The sequence below is a fragment of the Enterobacter sp. ODB01 genome (assembly GCF_001623605.1).
In the GTDB taxonomy this organism is placed as follows: domain Bacteria; phylum Pseudomonadota; class Gammaproteobacteria; order Enterobacterales; family Enterobacteriaceae; genus Enterobacter; species Enterobacter kobei.
The window spans coordinates 1,944,804-1,962,524 of sequence record NZ_CP015227.1; the positions used below are offsets into that span (position 1 = coordinate 1,944,804).

The following is a 17,721-nucleotide window of genomic DNA, read 5'->3' on the forward strand; positions in this document are numbered from 1 at the left end:
ATAATGACTATAAAAAAATCAGCGCTGGCGGTAACGATTGGCGCGGCAGTGGCATTAACGACCTTCGCTTCTCAGGCGGAAATCACCGTTCTTAAACAGGATCCGCAGGCGGGTAACCCGCTGAGCCGTCTGAACTTTACCGTTGGCGGCAGCATTCGTCCTCAGTTCCAGAACATGACCGGCGACGACGGTAAAAACAGCTACAAACGTAACGGCTTTGACGGTGGTACCCGTTTCCGTTTCGCGGCTGATTACTACCTGTTTGATGATATTAGCTGGATAAGCTACTACGAACTGGGTGTGAACATCCCTGCCCAGTTTAACTGGGATCATCACTATGCAGACGGCGCACACGATACCACTCGCCGTATGCTCTACACCGGCCTGAAGAGCGATACCTGGGGTACGCTGACCTTCGGTCAACAGAACAGCGTTTACTATGATGTGGTGGGCGCGAAAACCGATATCTGGGACTACGACATGATTGCTCAGGCACCAGGTAACGGGATCAACGGCGACTACGACGGTTCTTACCGTTCACGCCAGATGCTGAAATACAAGAAAACCGTGGGTGATGCCGACATCTATGCATCTTACCTGTTTGAAGACAGCGAATACCTGCCGGGTAACGGCCTGCGCTATAAGCGTAAAGGCGGCGGTTCACTGGGCCTGGATTACCACCTGACCACCGACCTGACCTGGGGCGCAGCGTGGAACTACACCCGTGCGGACATGCGTAACCCGGACAACGGCGACAGCAAAACCTACGACCAGAACATCCTCGGTACCGCGCTGAGCTGGACGCCGGACAACTGGACCTTCTCCGCAGGCGGTGGCTGGTATCAGAACTTCCTGACCACCAAAAAAGTGTCTGTTAACGACTACTTTGCGGGCGACGCGTGGGGTATTGAATACTTCGCAGGGTATAAATTCCCGATCGGCCAGTATGCGGTGAAATCCATCCAGCCTTACTTCATGGGCGACCGCATTGAATATGTGAATGGCCGTAACTACCAGCGCATCGACAATGGCGTGGGTATCAGCTTCCAGCTGGATTACGGTTTCCGCGTGGATTACGAACACGTGTTCACCTCCAGCACCGACAACCTGGGTGACATGAACCTGGTGCGTCTGCGTTACGACTTCTAAGTCGTCTGTTCCCCGGTGGCGCCGCGCTTACCGGGGCTACAAAAGCACGCGTAGGCCGGGTAAGGCGTAGCCGCCACCCGGCTTTTTTCAGCGATTCAACCAGTCCGCAACCTCTGCGAACGTGCCGCGATAAATAATCTTCTCCGCTTTCTTCTCAAGCTGATAGCTGTACATCGGGTCGTAATAGTCGTTAAGCAGGGGCGCAAGCCAGCTAAAGTGAACCTCGGTGCAGCCCGTCCGTTGCTGTTCAAGCAACGCGGAATCGAGTAGGGCAGTCAGTTCCGCAAAACGCTGTAGCCCCAGGCGGCGGCGAATGGCGAACAGTCCGTGGTGCAGATACGCGCTGTACTCTTTCCAGCCGGCCTCTTCACCATAAGCGGCAGAAAAATCCGCCCACATGTGATCGAAGTACTCTTCGCGCAGACGCTCAAGACGAATATCAAACGGATCCTCGACAACCGCGATGGGCGCTTCATTCATGCGGTCGCGCAGGCACTCCGGCAGGTGGTTGGAGCCAATCATTCGACCTTCATCTTCCAGCACCCAGCGTGCGGCATCTTTTTTTAACAGCTCGACGGCAAGATGATTTTCAAAGCTGGCCTGGGACAGTTGCGGAGTGAGCGTGCGGCCAAAGGACGAACCGCGGTGGTGCGCCAGCCCTTCCAGATCGATACCCTGCGCATGCTGCTTCACCAGCAGGGTTTTCCCGTTTCCGGTACAGCCGCCGATAAGCACCATCGGCTTTTGCGACTGCTCAATCGTCACCTGAATCGCCGTCTGGCGCAGGGCTTTATAGCCGCCGCGGATCAGCGGGTAATCGACACCGGCCTCTTTCAGCCAGGCCTGTGAGATATGTGAACGCTGGCCCCCGCGCGCGCAGCAGAGATAACCTTCAGGGTGAGCAAGGCTGGCTTCACGCCAGGCGTTAATGCGCGCCTCACGCGTCTCGCCGTTGACCAGACTGTGGCCGAGCGCCAGTGCGGCCTCGGGGCCCTGACGTTTATAGCAGGTGCCCACGGCGGCGCGTTCGTCGTCGTTCATCAGCGGCAGGTTAAGGGCGGCGGGCATCGCGCCCTGGGCAAATTCTATCGGCGCGCGAACGTCGATTAAAGGGGTATCAGACGCGAGGATCGCGCGATAGTCCGTTCCATCGTTCATGGGTATTCCAGAAATAAAACCAGCAATGGCGGGGATTTTACGCGCGAGAGGAGAGGCCGGGGAAGGGGAAGATCAACTCCCCGGCACTTATCGCTTATTTAAGCTTTGACTGAGCCCAGACAATGCCGCTCGCGTATTCCGGCGGCAGGAGAGGGATCATGGCTTCCAGGGTGGCGCTCAGACGGCCCGTGTCGCTATCGTTCAGGTTCAGGTGACCCACTTTACGACCCTGGCGGACCTCTTTGTCATACCAGTGCAGATGCACCAGCGGCAGCTTGAGCCAGTCGTAGTTCAGATCGGTCCCGATCAGGTTGATCATTACCGACGGGCTGTTCACGACCGGCTGCGGTAGCGGCAGATCGGTGATGGCACGCAGGTGGAGCTCGAACTGGCTGATGGAGGCGCCGTTTTGCGTCCAGTGGCCGCTGTTATGCACGCGCGGCGCCAGCTCGTTGATCAGCAGGCCGGATGGGGTAACAAAACACTCCATCGCCATCACGCCCACGTAACCCAGCTCGTGCATTATGGCTGAGAGCATGTCTTCCGCCTGCGCCTGCTGGTCGGCATTTGCCTGAGGGAAGGCGACGCTGGTGCGCAGAATGCCGTCCTGATGCAGGTTATGCGTCAGCGGATAAAAGACGGTGTGTCCGTCATGCCCGCGTGCGCCAACCAGGGACACTTCGCCGCTAAAGTTGATGCCCTGCTCAACGATACACTCGCCGTAGCAGTCGTCCGGCAGCTCCGCGGTTTCGTGCGCACGCAGACGCCACTGGCCGCGGCCGTCGTAGCCGCCGACGCGGCGCTTCACGATCGCCAGCTCGCCCAGCATCGCGAACACGTCATTCCACTCGCCTTTATCGGACAACAGCTGCCACGGCGCGGTCGCCAGACCGAGCTTGTCGAACAGCTGCTTTTGCGTCAGACGGTCGGCAATGATCGGAAACACGTCGCGGTTAACGAAGGCGTTATGGCGAGCCAGCTCGCGGGTCAGCGCGGTTTCCGGCCAGCGTTCGATCTCGGCGGTGATCACGCTCTGGTGGAACGGTACCGCTTCCGGTTCGGCATCCAGCCCGACAGGCCAGACGGCAATACCCAGCGGTTCACCGGCCTGGCGCAGCATGCGGCCTAACTGGCCGTTACCGAGGACGCAAACCTGCTTCATGCCGCACCCCGCGGGTCTGGATTATCCAGCACCTCATCGGTCTGGGCTTTACGCCACTCCGCCAGACGCTGGTGTAATGCTTTATCGCGCGTCGCAAGAATTTGCGCCGCCAGCAGGGCTGCATTAGCCGCACCCGCTTTACCAATCGCCAGCGTGCCGACAGGGATTCCGCGCGGCATCTGGACGATGGAGTAGAGGCTATCCACACCGCTTAACGCGGCGCTTTGGACCGGGACACCGAGAACCGGTACCAGGGTTTTAGCGGCAATCATGCCGGGCAGATGTGCTGCGCCGCCCGCACCGGCAATGATCACCTCATAGCCATTCTCTTCGGCGCTTTCGGCGAAGCTGAATAGTTTGTCCGGTGTACGGTGCGCGGAGACCACTTCAACGTGGTGCGGAACATTCAGGATTTCAAAGATTTCGGCGGCGAACTGCATGGTAGCCCAGTCGCTTTTGGACCCCATCACGATGGCGACACGCGCCGGATTATTGCGGGAAGACATGCGTCTTAAAACTCCTGTGGTGCGAAACACACTGCTTTCGAGGGCACAGAGAATAGCATGTTATACGGGCAAGGAAAACGGTTGCGCGGTTAAATCTTGAGCCGTTGTAGGCCGTAAGGCATAACAAAACAGACCGCATCTGGCGGTCTGTTTTCGTCGATGGGCAATCATTATTTAGTCAGTTCTGCCGTCATGTGTACGCGGTTGTTGAACTGGGCGCTCGTGATTTTGTAAGACGCGCCTTGTTCAGCAGCCTGCGCGGCAATTTTCGCTTCTGCACGGTCAAGGGTTGAGGCGGTTGCGCTCACGCTTTGAGCGAAAGAACCGAAAGATACCAGGGAAAGAGCGGCAACTGCAACGAAAGTTTTGATGGATTTCATGGTCGTATTCCTAAAGTATTTTATCTGTGATAGGGCGTGTTGCCCTGATGTGATAAATAATAGGCCGACCACGGGCTGATTAAAATCGAAACAATTTGCTGATATTGTTCAAAAAAATAGAATGATGGTGTGAGGGGTTAAAACGGAAACGCAATCAGCTCAACACCCTCAGGCGTCACTTTGACCATGGAACCTTCGCTGTGCCAGGCACCCAGTACAACGCGATGGGCCGATTCGCCGTTGGCAAGAAGGGAATGAACGTCAGGGCGGTGGGTATGACCGTGGATTAACCACTGAACCCCATGTTTTTCCATTACGCTCACTACGGCCTGCGGATTGACGTCCATGATGGTCATGGATTTACTGCTGTTAGCGGCTTTACTGCCCGCACGCATTCTGGCTGCGATGCGTTTACGGATAAAGAGCGGCAGGGCAAGAAACAGCGTCTGGATCCAGGGGGTGTGAACTTTGGCGCGAAACGCCTGATAGCCGGTATCGTCCGTGCAGAGCGTATCGCCGTGCATAATCAGCAGCCTGCGGCCATAGAGGTCGAGCACCTGTTCTTCCGGCAGCAGCGTCATGCCGCTTTCGCGGGCGTAGCGCTTGCCGAGCAGAAAATCACGGTTGCCGTGAATGAAATAGCAGGGGACACCGGAATCAACCAGCGCCTTAATGGCGGAGGCGATTTCACGATGCAGCGGGTCAGGATCATCGTCGCCAATCCAGGCTTCAAACAGGTCGCCCAGGATGTACAGCGCATCGGCGCTTTTCGCTTCACCGCGTAAAAAACGCAGAAAACCGGCGGTGATCGCCGGTTCTTCTGTTTGCAGATGCAGATCCGCAATAAAGAGTGTCGCCACGAATTACTCGCTGACGGTCACGCTTGTAATCACAACGTCTTCTTTAGGAACGTCCTGGTGCATGCCGCTGCGGCCAGTAGAGACGGCTTTGATCTTATCGACCACGTCCATACCTTCAACCACTTCTGCGAACACGCAGTAGCCCCAACCCTGCAGGCTTTCGCCGGAGAAGTTCAGGAAGTCGTTATCAGCCACGTTGATGAAGAACTGCGCGGTCGCGGAGTGAGGCGCCTGGGTACGGGCCATTGCCAGCGTGCCACGGGTGTTTTTCAGGCCGTTGTTGGCTTCGTTTTTGATCGCTTCTTTCGTCGCTTTCTGCTTCATACCCGGTTCAAAACCGCCACCCTGGATCATAAAGCCGTTGATCACGCGGTGGAAAATGGTGTTGTCGTAGAAACCTTCGCGGCAGTAGTCCAGGAAGTTTTTAACTGTTTCAGGCGCTTTGTCATCAAAGGTTTTGATTACGATATCGCCATGATTAGTGTGGAAAGTAACCATTTTTGCATCCTGTTCCGTTATTGTGGTACGTCGACCCGCGTTCGGGTCACATATAGGGGCTTGTTATAGCATAACCACAGGACGCGATCACCTTGCATTGTGTGCTGATCCTATTCCGAATTATAGGTATTATAGGGAACAAACAACCCACACACGTGTTTACATGGAATCTTCGATGTTAAAAATCTTTAATACAATGACGCGCCAAAAAGAGGAATTTAAACCTATTCATGCCGGGGAAGTCGGCATGTACGTGTGTGGTATTACCGTTTACGATCTCTGTCACATCGGCCATGGCCGTACCTTCGTTGCCTTCGACGTGGTGTCTCGTTACCTGCGTTTTTTAGGCTACAACCTGAAGTACGTCCGCAATATCACCGACATCGACGACAAAATCATCAAACGCGCGAATGAAAACGGCGAGAGTTTTGTTGCGCTGGTGGATCGCATGATTGTCGAGATGCACAAAGATTTCGACGCTTTAAACATTCAGCGTCCGGACAGCGAGCCGCGTGCAACTCACCATATTCACGAAATCATTGAGATCACCGAGAAGCTGATCGCACGCGGTCACGCCTATGTGGCGGATAACGGCGACGTGATGTTCTCCGTGCCAACGGACCCGACCTACGGTGCGCTTTCCCGTCAGGATCTGGATCAGCTGCAGGCTGGGGCCCGCGTGGACGTGGTCGACGTGAAGCGTAATCCGATGGACTTCGTGCTGTGGAAGATGTCCAAAGAGGGTGAGCCAAGCTGGCCATCTCCGTGGGGTGAAGGGCGTCCGGGCTGGCACATTGAATGTTCCGCGATGAACTGCAAACAGCTGGGCAAACACTTCGACATTCACGGCGGCGGTTCGGATCTGATGTTCCCGCACCACGAAAACGAAATTGCGCAGTCCACCTGTGCCCACGGCGGCGAGTACGTGAACTACTGGATGCACTCCGGAATGGTGATGGTTGACCGCGAGAAGATGTCAAAATCGCTGGGCAACTTCTTTACCGTGCGCGACGTGCTCAAGTATTACGATGCGGAAACCGTGCGTTACTTCCTGATGTCCGGCCACTATCGCAGCCAGCTGAACTACAGCGAAGAGAACCTGAAGCAGGCGCGTTCGGCGCTGGAACGTCTGTATACCGCGCTGCGCGGTACCGACAAGTCTGTTCCTGCCGCAGGCGGCGACGCCTTCGAAGCCCGCTTTGTTGAGGTGATGAACGACGACTTCAATACTCCGGAAGCCTACTCCGTGCTGTTCGATATGGCGCGCGAAGTGAACCGTCTGAAGTCAGAAGATATGGCGGCGGCGAATGCGCTGGCCTCTCATCTGCGTAAGCTCTCTTCCGTGCTCGGCCTGCTGGAGCAGGAGCCAGACGCCTTCCTGCAGAGCGGTGCGCAGGCGGACGACGGCGAAGTGGCGGAAATTGAAGCCTTGATCAAGGCACGTCTGGAAGCGCGTCAGGCGAAAGACTGGGCGGCGGCAGATGCGGCACGTAACCGCCTGACAGAGATGGGGATTATTCTGGAAGACGGCCCGCAGGGCACCACCTGGCGTCGTAAGTAATTTTCCCCTCACCCTAACCCTCTCCCACAGGGAGAGGGAATTGTTAGGTTTTCTCCCTCTCCCTGTGGGAGAGGGCCGGGGTGAGGGCATCAGCGCGCACGTTTTCTCCACCACAGCAACCCCATCAGCACCACTCCCGGCAGCCAGACCCACAGCAACTCTGAAATGATCACCTGATGTCCGTACGGCGTGGTATAGCGCGACAGGGCAAACGGCGCGACTTTTATCACCTGCCACGGGGCAAAGAAGCGTTCATCTGACCACGGCCACAGCCAGCCGACCCCTTTTCCGCCGGTCGTCACGGAATCCAGCAGGCTGTGAGACAGCAGTGACACGGTCAAAAAAAGCCAGCAGCGCGTCAGAGGGGTTTTGAACCATCGTCGGCCAATCAGCACGCAAAGTATCGGCACCACAAAGGCAAACAGCAGGGAATGGGTAAAGCCACGATGGCCGAAAACATTGCCGTAAGCAACGCCGAACTTAAACGCCAGCACGTCGGCGTCCGGCAGCATGGCGAGGACAATTCCGGCAAATAACAGGCGGGGAGGGATAACTTTACTTCCCAGGCCTAAGCCCAGGCAAAGGGGAACAGCTGCGTGAGTGATAACGGTAGGCATTGCATTTATCCATGGCAAATCATGGAAATATAGCAGGGTAATGGCGGAAAATACGCTGTGCTATATTCTGATTTTACGCCGACTCGCGTGCGATAAGCTGCCCGGAGAGGGTGATGCGTTGCGTTTGCAGATCTGGCTCTTTCAGCTTACGGATAATCAGCCCTGCCGCCTGACGCCCGGTTTCATCGCTCGCTGAGGAGACATAGGTCAACGACGGTGAGGTAAGGTTAACGTGAAGCATATCTTCAAAACCGACCAGCGCGACCTGCTGCGTCAGAAACACATCTTTACCCACCGTACGCCCCACCTGGTGAATGCCTGAGATGGAGCCGAGCATGGCATCCGGGGAGTGGCAGAGCAGTGCGGTGATGGTGTTGTTCTTCTCAAGCAACTGGCGCGTTGCCATCGCCGCCGCCTGGGTATCATCGGGGCAGGCGGGAGAATATTCGTCACGCCAGACCAGCCCGCTTTGCGTCATGGCACTGCGAAAACCGAGCAGACGTTGCTCGCGGAGAAGACAGCCGTCGCGCCCGCCAATGTAGGCAATATTGCGATGTCCGCGCTCGATAAGATAGCGCGCGGCCAGGTTCGCGGCCTGGCGGTTATCGCGCATGACCAGGTTACATTTTTCATCCAGCAACGACTGGGATACGACCACCAACGGCAGCGGGCAGTGGCGAATGTGTTCCGGCAGCGTTGCGGTGCGGGTGTCGGACGCCAGATAGATGACACCCGCCACGCCCTGCTGCTTAAACGAGAGCAGGGTGCGTTCAAGATGTTCACGGTCATTCAGTGGCTGACCGAGAAACACCATATAGCCTTGCTTCTCCAGCTCCTGAACAATGCTCGCCATCACCTTGATGGAAAAGCTGTCGCTGAAGTCCCGCAGGATCAGGCCAATTAAATTAGAGGTGTTGGCGCGAAGGTTGGCAGCGGCGACGTTATGAACATAGCCCAGCGTCGTGATGGCGGCGTTGACCTTCCCGATCGTTGCCTCTGAGATTTTCCCTTTCTGGCGCAGCACCAGTGAAACGGTCGAGACCGAGACGCCCGCGTGCTTTGCGACATCAATAATGCTGACTTTCTTCAAAACCGCTCCCTGAAATTAACCGATTATCAGCCAGATAAAGTAATGCGTCCCCCAGCGTACAGGAGACGCATCACGCCGGCATCTTATTATTTGCCAATCATGGTGGACATGGTCTGGGCGATAAACTGTGCTCTGGCACCGAAAATCACCTGAATACCGTTGTCGCCAACGAAGACCACGCCGCGGGCGCCGAGTCCGTTCAGGCCGTCTTTATCCACTGCCTCGCTTTTCGCCACTTCCAGACGCAGGCGGGTAATGCAGGAGCCAACGGAATCAATATTCTGCGCGCCGCCCAGCAGGCTGATAATCTCTGTGGCAAGTTCGGAATCGGACTTGTCATTTGCATTGGCAGTGACATCGGTACGACCCGGGGTTTTGACGTCGAAGCGACGGATCACGAAGCGGAACGTAAAGTAGTAAATCAGCCCCATTGGAATGCCGATGATAATGGCATTCAGGAAGTTGGTCTTGTAACCGTTAAAGGACGGCAGGATCCCGAACGACAGGTAGTCGATAAAGCCCGCCGAGAACGATTTGGCGATATGCGCATGCAACAGGTACATGGTCATGTAGGCCAGGCCCGCCATGATGGCATTAAAGACGTAGAGAATCGGCGCCACGAAGATAAAGGTAAACTCTACCGGTTCGGTGATCCCCGTCAGGAAGCAGGTGAGCGCCGCCGAGAACAGAATACCGGCCGCAATCTTTTTGTTTTTCGTGTGGGCTTCGTGATACATCGCCAGGCACGCCGCAGGCAGCGCGAACAGCATCAGCGGGAATTCACCCTGCATGAATTTACCGGCGTTCTGGTAGGTGTCGCTGCTGAAGGATTTCACCCCTTCTTCCAGCATCTTGAACCAGATGGTCTGGTCGCCATGTATCACCTGGCCTGCCTGAGTTGTGTAATCCCCAAACGAATACCAGAACGACGGATACCAGATATGGTGCAGACCGAGGGGGATTAGCGCACGCTCCACCAGGCCGAAGATAAAGGTCGAGGCCGCCTGGTTATCGCCGTTAACAATCACCGAGAGTGCGTCGATACCGGCCTGAATATGCTGCCAGACGTACGGCAGCAACAGCCCCATCAGGAACGAGAGGAACGCGGTGGCAATCGCCACGAAGCGCTTACCGGAGAAGAAGCCAAGGAACTCCGGCAGCTGCATGGTGTGGAAGCGGTTAAAACACCAGGCCGCAAGGATACCGCAGATCAGGCCGCCGAAGACGCCCATCTGCAGCGTGGGTATGCCGACCACCATGGCGTATTTCCCGCCCTGCGAGGCCATTTCCGGCGTGATGCTCAGCACGGTGCTGATGGTGATGTTGGTGACAAACACCGAGACCGCCGCAGAGAGCGCCGCAATACCGGACTCTGACGCCAGGCCCACGGCGGAGCCAATGGCGAACAGCATCGGCAGGTTGTCAAAAATCACCCCGCCCGCGTTCATCATCAGCGGCAGATGGAACTTGTCGCCGAAGGCCAGCAGCAGGCCCGCAGCGGGAAGCAGTGAAATTGGCAGCATTAAGGCGCGACCAATCATCGATAACTTAGACAGCGATTTAACAAACCCTGATATCAGACCCATGCTGATTTCCCCCGAGTAGCGCTTTTTTTGGCGCTGTTATTGTAAGTAGAACGTTTTAGTAGAACGTTCTACTTATCGTGGAGAAAGCCTGAAATACGCGCAACTGAATTCTCACCTTTCAACAGATGAAATAGTGATTATTTGAAGTTGATCGATAATTAACCGTGATGATTGTGGGGGGATGGTGAGAGAAATCGCCGGGTGCGGCTTCGCCTTACCCGGCCTACAAATGGAGACAGTACGTAGGCCCGGTAAGCGCAGCGCCACCGGGCATCAGACGGCTCAGGCCGTAACCGTCACGCTCTGTCCTTCAAAACTCACGGTCTGGCCCGCGACAATTTTGCAGCGCTTACGGGTTTCCACCGCGCCGTCGACTTTTACCAGTCCATCGGCAATGGCGATTTTGGCCTGCGCGCCGCTTTCGCTCCAGCCTTCCAGCTTCAGCAGATCGCACAGCTCTACGTGCGGGTGTTTACCTAATGAAAATGTCGCCATCTTACGCGTCCTCTACGTCGTGATACTCTTCGCATGCCTGCAACGTATTCTGAATCAGTGTTGCTACGGTCATTGGGCCTACGCCGCCCGGTACTGGCGTGATGTAAGAGGCGCGTGCCGCCGCATCTTCATATACCACGTCGCCGACCACTTTGCCGTTTTCCAGACGGTTAATACCGACGTCCACGACAATTGCGCCTTCTTTGATCCACTCTCCAGGAATAAAGCCCGGCTTGCCAACCGCCACGATCAGCAGATCGGCGTTCTCGACGTGGTGACGCAGGTTTTTGGTGAAGCGGTGGGTCACGGTGGTCGTGCAGCCAGCCAGCAGCAGCTCCATGCTCATCGGGCGGCCCACGATGTTGGACGCACCGATGACAACGGCGTTAAGACCGTAAGTGTCGATGTTATAGCGCTCCAGCAGCGTCACGATACCACGCGGGGTACATGGGCGCAGACGCGGCGCGCGCTGGCACAGACGACCCACGTTGTACGGATGGAAACCGTCAACGTCTTTATCCGGGGCGATACGCTCCAGCACCTTCACGTTGTCGATGCCTGCTGGCAGCGGCAATTGAACCAGTATACCGTCGATCTCTTTATCGGCGTTCAGGGTGTCAATCAGTTCCAGCAGCTCCGCTTCGCTGGTGGTTTCAGGCAAATCGTAAGAGCGGGAGACGAACCCCACCTCTTCACACGCTTTGCGCTTGCTACCGACATAAATCTGCGATGCCGGGTTGCTACCAACCAGCACAACGGCGAGCCCGGGAGCGCGTTTTCCGGCAACTTTACGCGCCTTCACTTTTTCCGCGACCTCAGAGCGCACCTGCTGCGCAATCGTTTTACCGTCAATTATCTTTGCTGCCATCAGAGAGATGATTCCGTCTGTAACGTTTGAAAGGGGGGATTGCCTGTATTTTGTCAGAAGCGAGCGCCGCTGTCAGTCACCCTTTACGCGTTTTTATCAGCGAGACGCAAAAACCCTTCTTAGTGGGTGGTCAATTTCTTAGGCAGTATTAGGATGTGACCTGGCGAAATGGCAGCGTTTTGACATATTTAAAAACCTATTCCTGCGCTACTTTGTCTCCTCCGAAATAAGCTTTCAATTAATCAATTGAACGTATTTCTTATTCCCGATTTTCGCGGGAAGGGTTATTTACATTTTAAAGGAATAGACATGAAACTCAGCAACATTGCTTCTACTGTTATTGCTACACTGGCCCTGGTCGCGGGTGCCGCCCATGCTGAAGATCCAGCCACGCCGGTTACCGTAAATGGCGGTACCGTGCATTTTAAAGGTGAACTGGTTAATGCTGCTTGTTCAGTAAATACTGATTCTTCCGAGCAGACCGTTAATCTCGGTCAGTATCGTACCGCGAAATTCACCAAAGTGGGCGACACCACCTCTAATATTCCATTCAACATTGAGCTGAATGACTGCGATCCGCTGGTAGCTAAAACCGCTGCGGTTGCCTTCACCGGTCAGATCGACCCAACCGACAAAACCTTGCTGGCCGTGACGTCCGGTAACAACGACAACACCGCAAAAGGCGTGGGTATCGAGATCCTCGACAGCAAATCCAGCGTGCTGACCCCAGACGGTGCGACCTTCTCTGCCGCTCAGACGCTGATTGAAGGGACTAACACCCTGAAATTCACCGCGCGTTATAAATCAACGGCTGCGACCACTGAGCCTGGCCAGGCGAACGCTGACGCCACCTTCGTAATGAAATACGAATAATTCCCTCGCACAAGGATGTTCAGGCCTCAGGGATGAGGCCGTCATACGCAAATGCCAGGAATGAAGGATGACAAGGACTGGAACACTACTGCTGTTAACCCTTGCGATGGCTGGCCCGGCATCGGCACATACCGTGGTGATCGACGGTGGCAAAGTGCATCTTCGCGGGGAGCTGGTAAACGGCGGCTGCGCCGTGGCGCCCGACAGCCAGAATATGCGCATCGACATGGGGCAGTACCGAACCAATTCATTTTCCGGTGTGGGCAGTTTCTCAACGGTTAACGTGCCCTTCACCGTGCGACTGCTGGATTGCAGCGTGGATGTCTCGCGCACCGTAGGGATCCAGTTTCAGGGTGTTACACCAGAGGAAGATCCGCAGGTTTTTCTGGCGACATCGCGGCCAGGCGAAACACCTGTCAGCAGCGGCGTGGGGTTGGCGCTTTTTGATGAACAGCAGCGTCAGATTATCCCAAATGCAACGGCCGTCAGTTGGTTGCCGGTGAATACCAGCGAGCTCGCATTTCATTTTAGCGCCCGCTATCGCGCTATTTCCGAACACCTCGTGCCAGGCAATATTCAGTCGGATGTCTGGTTTACGTTGATTTATCCATAACACCTGCGAACACATTATTAAAGGTACGGTTTTGATGAATATGCTAATTAAACCAGGACTGATGTTATCGTTTATTTTAATGATGGTTTCTACTTGCGCGAATGCTTCCGGCGGTATTGCGCTGGGGGCCACACGCGTTATTTACCCGGCGGATGCGAAGCAAACGTCGCTGGCGATCACCAACAGCAATAAACAAGAACGCTATTTAATTAACGCGTGGATCGAAAATGCAAACGGGCAGAAGGAGAAAACCTTTGCCGTCACGCCGCCGCTGTTTGTTAGCGAGCCGGACAGTGAAAACACGCTGCGTATTATTTACGCCGGGCCAGCGCTGCCCGCCGATCGCGAGTCGCTCTTTTACATGAACGTGAAGGCGATCCCGTCAGTGAACAAAGCAAAAACAGAAAACAATAACGTGCTGCAGCTGGCGATCCTTTCACGTATCAAACTGTTTGTACGCCCGAATAATCTTGCGATGCAGCCAGAAGAGGCACTCTCTCAACTGCGTTTTGAGCGCGTTGGTAACCATCTCAAGGTCAGCAATGCGTCTCCTTACTACATCACCCTGGTCAACCTGAAGCTGGGCGGTCAGACGCTGGAGAACCTGATGGTGGCACCGAAAAACTCGGCTCAGCAGGTGCTGCCAGCCGGTGCCAGCGGTACGCTCTCATGGCAGAGCGTGAACGACTACGGTGCCATTACACCGGCGCGTAGCGTCAACCTGTGAGCAGAGACAGGGCGATGAAAAACCATCAGGGACGTTACTGCCCGGTTGCGCTGGCGCTGATGGCCGCGCTCTGGCCCCAGGCTGGCTGGAGCGAAAGCTACTTCAACCCGGCCTTCTTGTCTGACGATACTGCCAGCGTGGCGGATTTGTCGCGTTTTGAACAAGGACACCAGCAGGCACCCGGCGTTTATCGCGTGGATATCTGGCGTAACGATGAGTTTATCGGCACTCAGGACGTGCGTTTTGAGCAGGCTGAGAATATGCCACCGGTGGCGGGCGGTCTGACCCCGTGCATTACGCGCGCGATGCTCGATCGCTTTGGCGTCAACGTTGCGGCGTTTCCCGAACTGGCTAACGTGCAGGGCGAAACCTGCGTTCCGTTGACCACGGCCATTCCCGGCAGCGAAACGGTATTTAACTTTGCCTCACAGCGTCTGAACGTCAGCCTGCCGCAGGTGGCGATGCAAAACAGTGCGCGCGGCTACATCCCGCCCGAACAGTGGGATGAAGGTATTCCCGCCGCCCTGGTGAACTACAGCTTCACGGGCAACCGGGGAAGCGAAGACGACAGCTACTATCTCAACCTGCAGAGCGGGCTGAACTATGGTGCCTGGCGTTTACGTAACAACGGCGCATGGCGTTACACCCAGAATAACGGGCAGCGGCACAGTGAGTGGGAGAATATTGGCACCTGGGCGCAGCGCACCGTTATCCCGCTCAAAAGCGAACTGGTGCTGGGCGACAGCAATACCGGGAATGATGTTTTCGACAGCGTCGGTTTTCGCGGCGGACGACTCTATTCGTCCGACAGCATGTACCCGGACAGCCTGCAGGGCTACGCCCCGACCGTGCGCGGTATTGCCAGGACGCCAGCCAAAGTTGTGGTGCGTCAAAACGGCTACGTTATCTATCAAAGCTACGTTCAGCCTGGTGCCTTTGCCATCACCGATCTTAACCCGACCTCCTCAAGCGGTGACCTGGAGGTGACGGTGGAAGAGAAAGACGGCAGCCAGCAGCGCTACACCGTGCCGTATTCCACCGTCCCGCTGCTGCAGCGAGAAGGGCGCTGGAAATACGATCTCGTGGCGGGGGACTATCGCAGCGGTAACAGCGACCAGGATACGCCGTTCTTCACCCAGGGCACCCTGGTGACCGGTCTTGCCAACGGCTTTACCCTGTATGGCGGTACGCAGCTGGCGTCACGCTATACCGCGCTGGCCGTCGGGGCCGGGAAAAACCTCGGTGACTGGGGCGCGGTATCGGTCGATATCACTCATGCCCGCAGCCAGCTCGCGGACGACAGCAAGCACGAAGGGCAGTCGCTGCGTTTTCTTTATGCCAAATCGCTCAACGGCTTCGGCACCAACTTCCAGCTGCTGGGCTACCGCTACTCCACCAAAGGGTTTTACACCCTGGATGATGTCGCCTGGCGCTCAATGGAAGGCTATCAGTATGCCGATAATCAGGACGGTAACGATGTGCCTGACGTACAGAGTTATCACAACCTGACGTGGAACAAAAAAGGCCGCTTTCAGCTCAACGTCTCTCAGTCACTGGGGGATTACGGCTCGGTCTATATTTCCGGGAGTGAGCAAACCTACTGGGGGACGGACGAAACGAACCTCTGGTATCAGCTGGGTTACGCGGGGGCGTGAAGGGGATCAACTATTCCGTCTCGTGGTCGTGGAACAAATCCGTCGGTATCGACGGGACTGACCGGATCGCGTCGTTCAACGTCTCCGTGCCGTTTAGCTTGTTTACCCGTCAGGGCTATCGCCGGGACAGCGCGATTGACCGCGCCTACGCCACGGCATCCGCCAGCCGAAACAGTGAGGGTGATACCAGCTGGCAAACCGGCGTCAGCGGCACGCTGCTGGAGGACCGCAACCTGAACTACAGCGTGACCCAGGGACACGCCAGCACCAACGGCTCAAGCGGAAGCGCCAGCGCCAACTGGCAGGCAACCTACGGCACGCTGGGGGTGGGCTACAACTATTCCCGCGATCAGCACGATTTCAACTGGCAGCTCTCCGGCGGGGTGGTCGGCCATGCTGATGGCGTGACCTTTAGCCAGCCGCTGGGCGACACTAACGTGCTGATCAAAGCCCCGGGGGCATCAGGCGTCAGCGTGGAAAACCAGACCGGCGTGAAGACCGACTGGCGCGGCTATGCGGTGATGCCGTATGCCACCGTCTATCGCTATAACCGCGTGGCGCTGGATACCAATACCATGAGCAACAACACCGATATCGAAAATAACGTGAGCAGCGTGGTGCCGACCAAAGGCGCACTGGTGCGCGCCAGCTTTGACACCCGTATTGGCGTGCGTGCCCTGCTGACCGTCACACGTGGTAACCAGCCCGTGCCGTTCGGCGCCGTGGTGCGTGAAACCCAGAGTGGCGTGACCAGCATGGTGGGGGATGACGGGCAAATTTACCTGAGTGGGCTGCCGCTCGAAGGCGAACTGCTGATCCAGTGGGGGAACGGGGCACAGTCCCAGTGCCATGCGCCTTACAGCTTGCCTGAAAAGAGCCTGCAACAGGCAATCACACTTAAGGGGATCCGCTGTGATTAAAATCCACATTTTTGCTTTATCACTTCTGGCTTTACTGCCCGCGTCAGACGCACTGGCGACCGTGTGCGTCAACGAAAATGGCGTGCCGACAGAGGTGTACTACGACCTGACGGATAAATTCAACAGCTCGAATAACCAGGTGGGTCAGATTGTGACCCTCAGCGAAAAATCGCAATGGGTGGGGGTGAATGCCGTCTGCCCGAAGGGCACGACCGGCAATACCACCAGACGCAGCTACGTCACCGATTACCCGATCACCGGGACCAGCGATCGCTACCAGTATCTGAAGCTTAACGACTATCTGGATGGGGCCATGAAAATCACGGACAGCTATGCTGGCGAGTTTTACCCCCCGCAAAACTATATCCAGATGGGGAGCCATCCGAACGTCTCAAAAAACAAACCGTTTGGCGTTAAGGATTCCAACCTGGTTTTCCGTCTTAAGGTGACCCGGCGTTTTATCAACATGGTGGTGATCCCGCGTGCCACGATGTTCCGTGTTTACGTGACTACGACCGCCTCTGACCCGTTAACCACACCGGTCTATACCATCAGCTACAGCGGAACCATTCAGGTACCGCAAAGCTGCGCAATCAATGCCGGTAATGTGGTTGAGTTTGATTTCGGGGACATTGGCGCCTCCTTGTTCAGCAAAGCGGGCGCGGGTAACAAGCCGGAAGGGGTTTCATCGCAGAGTAAAACCATCGCGATTAAATGCACTAACGTCGAGGCGAATGCCATGCTGACGATGCGCGTTGAGGCTGAAAAGGTCTCCAGTAATGCACTGGTATCGGATAACCCGGATGTGGGGTTCATCATTGCCAACGAGAGTGGTACGCCGTTAACGCCTAACAACCTGACGAGCAAAATTCCGTTCCGTCTGGACGACAGCGCGCAGGCGCAGGTGGGGATCCGGGTCTGGCCAGTGAGCGTGACGGGCAATAAGCCCGCGGAAGGGCGCTTTACCTCGCGCGGGTATTTGCGTGTGGATTACGACTAAGGA

General features: G+C 56.2%; 18 protein-coding genes and 1 pseudogene. 8 read left to right on the forward strand and 11 right to left on the reverse strand.

Annotated elements, in window-relative coordinates:
- Positions 1–3 precede the first annotated feature (3 nt).
- On the forward strand, positions 4–1,149 hold the full coding sequence (locus A4308_RS09280) for a porin (RefSeq protein ID WP_014882831.1): 1,146 nt from the start codon (positions 4–6) through the stop codon (positions 1,147–1,149).
- Positions 1,150–1,236: 87 nt separating this feature from the next.
- Here A4308_RS09280 and mnmH read toward each other — a convergent pair whose 3' ends face one another.
- From mnmH to ppiB, 6 genes are all read right to left on the reverse strand, one after another.
- The gene (gene mnmH / locus A4308_RS09285; protein WP_045281675.1) at positions 1,237–2,307 is read right to left on the reverse strand and encodes a tRNA 2-selenouridine(34) synthase MnmH; all 1,071 of its coding nucleotides are present in this window, start codon (positions 2,305–2,307) and stop codon (positions 1,237–1,239) included.
- Positions 2,308–2,401: 94 nt separating this feature from the next.
- A complete protein-coding gene (purK, locus tag A4308_RS09290; protein ID WP_014882833.1) occupies positions 2,402–3,469 on the reverse strand; it encodes a 5-(carboxyamino)imidazole ribonucleotide synthase in 1,068 nt (355 codons plus the stop codon).
- Entirely contained in the window at positions 3,466–3,975 is a 510-nt protein-coding gene (gene purE, locus A4308_RS09295; protein ID WP_045281674.1) for a 5-(carboxyamino)imidazole ribonucleotide mutase, read from the reverse strand. Before purE ends, purK begins: the two co-directional genes overlap by 4 nt.
- Before the next feature lie 170 nt (positions 3,976–4,145).
- Positions 4,146–4,355 (reverse strand): YdgH/BhsA/McbA-like domain containing protein, encoded by a 210-nt coding sequence (locus tag A4308_RS09300; protein WP_023336837.1) that lies wholly within the window; start codon positions 4,353–4,355, stop codon positions 4,146–4,148.
- 137 nt (positions 4,356–4,492) lie between these two features.
- Entirely contained in the window at positions 4,493–5,215 is a 723-nt protein-coding gene (lpxH, locus tag A4308_RS09305; RefSeq protein WP_045281673.1) for a UDP-2,3-diacylglucosamine diphosphatase, read from the reverse strand.
- A gap of 3 nt (positions 5,216–5,218) precedes the next feature.
- A complete protein-coding gene (ppiB, locus tag A4308_RS09310) occupies positions 5,219–5,713 on the reverse strand; it encodes a peptidylprolyl isomerase B (RefSeq protein WP_014882836.1) in 495 nt (164 codons plus the stop codon).
- A 175-nt stretch (positions 5,714–5,888) separates the two neighbouring features.
- Between ppiB and cysS the strand changes: the two genes are divergently transcribed.
- Positions 5,889–7,274, forward strand: coding sequence for a cysteine--tRNA ligase (cysS, locus tag A4308_RS09315; protein WP_014882837.1), 1,386 nt, complete (start codon positions 5,889–5,891; stop codon positions 7,272–7,274).
- An 89-nt stretch (positions 7,275–7,363) separates the two neighbouring features.
- Here cysS and A4308_RS09320 read toward each other — a convergent pair whose 3' ends face one another.
- The 5 genes from A4308_RS09320 to folD all read right to left on the reverse strand — a co-directional run bounded on the left by A4308_RS09320 (position 7,364) and on the right by folD (position 11,930).
- Positions 7,364–7,891 (reverse strand): metal-dependent hydrolase, encoded by a 528-nt coding sequence (locus A4308_RS09320; protein ID WP_045134738.1) that lies wholly within the window; start codon positions 7,889–7,891, stop codon positions 7,364–7,366.
- A gap of 73 nt (positions 7,892–7,964) precedes the next feature.
- A complete protein-coding gene (gene malI, locus A4308_RS09325) occupies positions 7,965–8,981 on the reverse strand; it encodes a Mal regulon transcriptional regulator MalI (protein WP_014882839.1) in 1,017 nt (338 codons plus the stop codon).
- A gap of 86 nt (positions 8,982–9,067) precedes the next feature.
- On the reverse strand, positions 9,068–10,567 hold the full coding sequence (locus A4308_RS09330; protein WP_014882840.1) for a PTS transporter subunit EIIC: 1,500 nt from the start codon (positions 10,565–10,567) through the stop codon (positions 9,068–9,070).
- Between the two features lie 282 nt (positions 10,568–10,849).
- Entirely contained in the window at positions 10,850–11,062 is a 213-nt protein-coding gene (gene ybcJ / locus A4308_RS09335; protein WP_004143016.1) for a ribosome-associated protein YbcJ, read from the reverse strand.
- Between the two features lies 1 nt (position 11,063).
- Positions 11,064–11,930 (reverse strand): bifunctional methylenetetrahydrofolate dehydrogenase/methenyltetrahydrofolate cyclohydrolase FolD, encoded by an 867-nt coding sequence (gene folD / locus A4308_RS09340; RefSeq protein WP_014882841.1) that lies wholly within the window; start codon positions 11,928–11,930, stop codon positions 11,064–11,066.
- Between the two features lie 309 nt (positions 11,931–12,239).
- Here folD and fimA point away from each other — a divergent pair, with 309 nt between their 5' ends.
- From fimA to fimH, 6 genes and pseudogenes are all read left to right on the forward strand, one after another.
- On the forward strand, positions 12,240–12,803 hold the full coding sequence (gene fimA / locus A4308_RS09345; RefSeq protein ID WP_014882842.1) for a type 1 fimbrial major subunit FimA: 564 nt from the start codon (positions 12,240–12,242) through the stop codon (positions 12,801–12,803).
- Between the two features lie 67 nt (positions 12,804–12,870).
- Positions 12,871–13,416, forward strand: a complete 546-nt coding sequence (fimI, locus tag A4308_RS09350; RefSeq protein ID WP_014882843.1) for a type 1 fimbrial protein subunit FimI — start codon at positions 12,871–12,873, stop codon at positions 13,414–13,416.
- A 34-nt stretch (positions 13,417–13,450) separates the two neighbouring features.
- A complete protein-coding gene (fimC, locus tag A4308_RS09355; protein ID WP_014882844.1) occupies positions 13,451–14,143 on the forward strand; it encodes a type 1 fimbria chaperone FimC in 693 nt (230 codons plus the stop codon).
- A 59-nt stretch (positions 14,144–14,202) separates the two neighbouring features.
- Positions 14,203–16,391 (forward strand): annotated as a pseudogene (fimD, locus tag A4308_RS09360) (outer membrane usher protein FimD); the annotation flags it as partial.
- Entirely contained in the window at positions 16,374–16,718 is a 345-nt protein-coding gene (locus tag A4308_RS22740; RefSeq protein ID WP_231867153.1) for a FimD/PapC C-terminal domain-containing protein, read from the forward strand. The pseudogene fimD and the gene A4308_RS22740, both read left to right, overlap by 18 nt.
- On the forward strand, positions 16,711–17,718 hold the full coding sequence (gene fimH / locus A4308_RS09365) for a type 1 fimbria D-mannose specific adhesin FimH (RefSeq protein ID WP_014882846.1): 1,008 nt from the start codon (positions 16,711–16,713) through the stop codon (positions 17,716–17,718). The genes A4308_RS22740 and fimH overlap by 8 nt, the downstream gene beginning before the upstream one ends.
- Positions 17,719–17,721: the final 3 nt, after the last annotated feature.

What these genes read in the sequence shown, in the direction of transcription:
- A4308_RS22740 (WP_231867153.1), top strand. Translation starts at nt 16,374, where the DNA reads ATGAGCAACAACACCGATATCGAAAATAACGTGAGCAGCGTGGTGCCG.
- purK (WP_014882833.1), bottom strand. Translation starts at nt 3,469, where the DNA reads ATGAAGCAGGTTTGCGTCCTCGGTAACGGCCAGTTAGGCCGCATGCTG.
- ppiB (WP_014882836.1), bottom strand. Translation starts at nt 5,713, where the DNA reads ATGGTTACTTTCCACACTAATCATGGCGATATCGTAATCAAAACCTTT.
- fimC (WP_014882844.1), top strand. Translation starts at nt 13,451, where the DNA reads ATGAATATGCTAATTAAACCAGGACTGATGTTATCGTTTATTTTAATG.
- fimA (WP_014882842.1), top strand. Translation starts at nt 12,240, where the DNA reads ATGAAACTCAGCAACATTGCTTCTACTGTTATTGCTACACTGGCCCTG.
- ybcJ (WP_004143016.1), bottom strand. Translation starts at nt 11,062, where the DNA reads ATGGCGACATTTTCATTAGGTAAACACCCGCACGTAGAGCTGTGCGAT.
- folD (WP_014882841.1), bottom strand. Translation starts at nt 11,930, where the DNA reads ATGGCAGCAAAGATAATTGACGGTAAAACGATTGCGCAGCAGGTGCGC.
- purE (WP_045281674.1), bottom strand. Translation starts at nt 3,975, where the DNA reads ATGTCTTCCCGCAATAATCCGGCGCGTGTCGCCATCGTGATGGGGTCC.
- A4308_RS09330 (WP_014882840.1), bottom strand. Translation starts at nt 10,567, where the DNA reads ATGGGTCTGATATCAGGGTTTGTTAAATCGCTGTCTAAGTTATCGATG.
- A4308_RS09300 (WP_023336837.1), bottom strand. Translation starts at nt 4,355, where the DNA reads ATGAAATCCATCAAAACTTTCGTTGCAGTTGCCGCTCTTTCCCTGGTA.
- cysS (WP_014882837.1), top strand. Translation starts at nt 5,889, where the DNA reads ATGTTAAAAATCTTTAATACAATGACGCGCCAAAAAGAGGAATTTAAA.
- A4308_RS09280 (WP_014882831.1), top strand. Translation starts at nt 4, where the DNA reads ATGACTATAAAAAAATCAGCGCTGGCGGTAACGATTGGCGCGGCAGTG.
- fimI (WP_014882843.1), top strand. Translation starts at nt 12,871, where the DNA reads ATGACAAGGACTGGAACACTACTGCTGTTAACCCTTGCGATGGCTGGC.
- A4308_RS09320 (WP_045134738.1), bottom strand. Translation starts at nt 7,891, where the DNA reads ATGCCTACCGTTATCACTCACGCAGCTGTTCCCCTTTGCCTGGGCTTA.
- mnmH (WP_045281675.1), bottom strand. Translation starts at nt 2,307, where the DNA reads ATGAACGATGGAACGGACTATCGCGCGATCCTCGCGTCTGATACCCCT.